This window comes from Faecalicatena faecalis (assembly GCF_012524165.2).
Lineage (GTDB): Bacteria > Bacillota > Clostridia > Lachnospirales > Lachnospiraceae > Faecalicatena_A > Faecalicatena_A faecalis.
The window spans coordinates 1-2,905 of record NZ_JABACJ020000051.1; the positions used below are offsets into that span (position 1 = coordinate 1).

The window sequence follows — 2,905 nt, forward strand, 5'->3', positions numbered from 1 at the left end:
GTTGGTTATGCTAATAAGAGCGTATGGTGGATGCCTTGGCACTAAGAGCCGATGAAAGACGTGATAAGCTGCGAAAAGCTTCGGGGAGGGGCAAATACCCTTTGATCCGGAGATTTCTGAATGGGGAAACCCGGCTGAGCAAACCTCAGTCAGCACACAGCCAATCCATAACTGTGTGTGGGGAACCCGGTGAACTGAAACATCTAAGTAGCCGGAGGAAGAGAAAACAACATGTGATTTCCAAAGTAGCGGCGAGCGAAATGGAAAGAGCCCAAACCAGGGTGCGTGCACCCTGGGGTTCGGACCGCAGAATTGATTCGTCAAGTCTAGCAGAATGGTTTTGGGAAAGCCAGCCAGAGAGGGTGAAAGCCCCGTAAGCGAAAGACAAGACGACATGGCGGTATCCAGAGTACCACGAGACACGAGAAACCTTGTGGGAACGTGCGGGGACCACCCCGTAAGGCTAAATACTCCTTAGTGACCGATAGCGCATAGTACTGTGAAGGAAAGGTGAAAAGGACCCCGGGAGGGGAGTGAAAGAGAACCTGAAACCATATGTTTACAAGCTGTGGAAGCGCTTTACATGCGCAACCGCGTACTTTTTGTAGAACGGTCCGGCGAGTTACGCTGGCTGGCGAGGTTAAGCACTCAAGGTGCGGAGCCGAAGGGAAACCAAGTCTGAATAGGGCGCCATAGTCAGTCGGAGTAGACCCGAAACCGGGTGATCTATCCATGTCCAGGTTGAAGTCGCCGTAAAAGGCGATGGAGGACCGAACCCACATCCGTTGAAAAGGGTGGGGATGAGGTGTGGATAGGGGAGAAATTCCAATCGAACCCGGAGATAGCTGGTTCTCCTCGAAATAGCTTTAGGGCTAGCCTCATACTCAAGTCTTGCGGAGGTAGAGCACTGAATTTCCTAGGGGGCGTCAAAGCTTACCAAAGAATATCAAACTCCGAATGCCGTGTAGATGATGTATGGGAGTCAGACTGTCCGAGATAAGTTGGGTGGTCAAAAGGGAAAGAGCCCAGACCTACGGCTAAGGTCCCAAAATGTGTGTTAAGTGGAAAAGGATGTGGGATTTCGAAGACAACTAGGATGTTGGCTCAGAAGCAGCCATCCATTAAAAGAGTGCGTAATAGCTCACTAGTCGAGAGGTCCTGCGCCGAAAATGTCCGGGGCTGAAACACACTACCGAAGCTTAGGAATTGATGAATGTCAATTGGTAGAGGAGCATTCTTAACAGCGGCGAAGCTGTACCGTAAGGAGCAGTGGAGCGTTAAGAAGAGAGAATGCCGGAATGAGTAGCGAGAGGAAGGTGAGAATCCTTCCGGCCGAATATCTAAGGTTTCCAGAGTAAAGCTGATCTGCTCTGGGTAAGTCGGGGCCTAAGGCGAGGTCGAAAGACGTAGTCGATGGACAACAGGTTGAAATTCCTGTACTTTTGATTGACAGAACTGTGGGGACGCAGAGAGAGAGCACATCCCGGGAATGGAATGCCCGGGGCAAGCGAGGTAGGGGTACATCAGGCAAATCCGGTGTGCAATCCGAAGACGTGATGCGGAGCGAACTATTAGTAGCGAAGTGTGTGAGCTAGCTGCCAAGAAAAGCCGCTATTGTTCAATCAAAACCCGTACCGTAAACCGACACAGGTGGATGAGGAGAGAATCCTAAGGCCGACGGGAGAAGCATTGTTAAGGAACTCGGCAAAATGACCCCGTAACTTCGGGAGAAGGGGTGCCACCGCAAGGTGGCCGCAGAGAATTGGCCCAAGCAACTGTTTAGCAAAAACACAGGTCTATGCAAAACCGAAAGGTGAGGTATATGGGCTGACGCCTGCCCGGTGCTGGAAGGTTAAGGGGAGAGGTTAGCGCAAGCGAAGCTTTGAACTTAAGCCCCAGTAAACGGCGGCCGTAACTATAACGGTCCTAAGGTAGCGAAATTCCTTGTCGGGTAAGTTCCGACCCGCACGAAAGGCGTAATGATTTGGGCACTGTCTCAACAATGCACCCGGTGAAATTGAAATACCAGTGAAGATGCTGGTTACCTGCGCCAGGACGGAAAGACCCCATGGAGCTTTACTCCAGCTTGATACTGGGATTCGGTATTGCATGTACAGGATAGGTGGGAGGCTTTGAAGCAATGACGCCAGTCGTTGTGGAGCCACTGTTGGGATACCACCCTTGCAGTACTGGGTTTCTAACCATCGGCCGTGATCCGGCCGGGGGACAATGTCAGGTGGGGAGTTTGACTGGGGCGGTCGCCTCCGAAAGGGTATCGGAGGCGCTCAAAGGTCTTCTCAGAATGGTTGGAAACCATTCGCAGAGTGCAAAGGCATAAGAAGGCTTGACTGCGACACCGACGGGTGGAGCAGGTACGAAAGTAGGACTTAGTGATCCGGTGGTATAAAGTGGGATTGCCATCGCTCAACGGATAAAAGCTACCCTGGGGATAACAGGCTTATCACTCCCAAGAGTTCACATCGACGGAGTGGTTTGGCACCTCGATGTCGGCTCATCGCATCCTGGGGCTGAAGTAGGTCCCAAGGGTTGGGCTGTTCGCCCATTAAAGCGGTACGCGAGCTGGGTTCAGAACGTCGTGAGACAGTTCGGTCCCTATCCGGCGTGGGCGTAGGATATTTGAGAGGAGCTGTCCTTAGTACGAGAGGACCGGGATGGACTGGCCGCTGGTGAATCTGTTGTTCTGCCAAGAGCATAGCAGAGTAGCCAAGCCGGGAAGGGATAAACGCTGAAGGCATCTAAGCGTGAAGCCCCCCTCAAGATGAGATATCCCATAACGTCAAGTTAGTAAGACCCCTTGAAGACGACGAGGTAGATAGGGCAGAGGTGGAAGTGCAGTAATGCATGGAGCTGACTGTTACTAATAGGTCGAGGGCATAACCAAGCA

The 2,905-nt window shown here is 52.1% G+C and carries 1 rRNA gene; it reads left to right on the forward strand.

Annotated elements, in window-relative coordinates:
* Nucleotides 1-3: 3 nt before the first annotated feature.
* A 23S ribosomal RNA gene (locus HGO97_RS23570) occupies nucleotides 4-2,902 on the forward strand.
* Nucleotides 2,903-2,905: the final 3 nt, after the last annotated feature.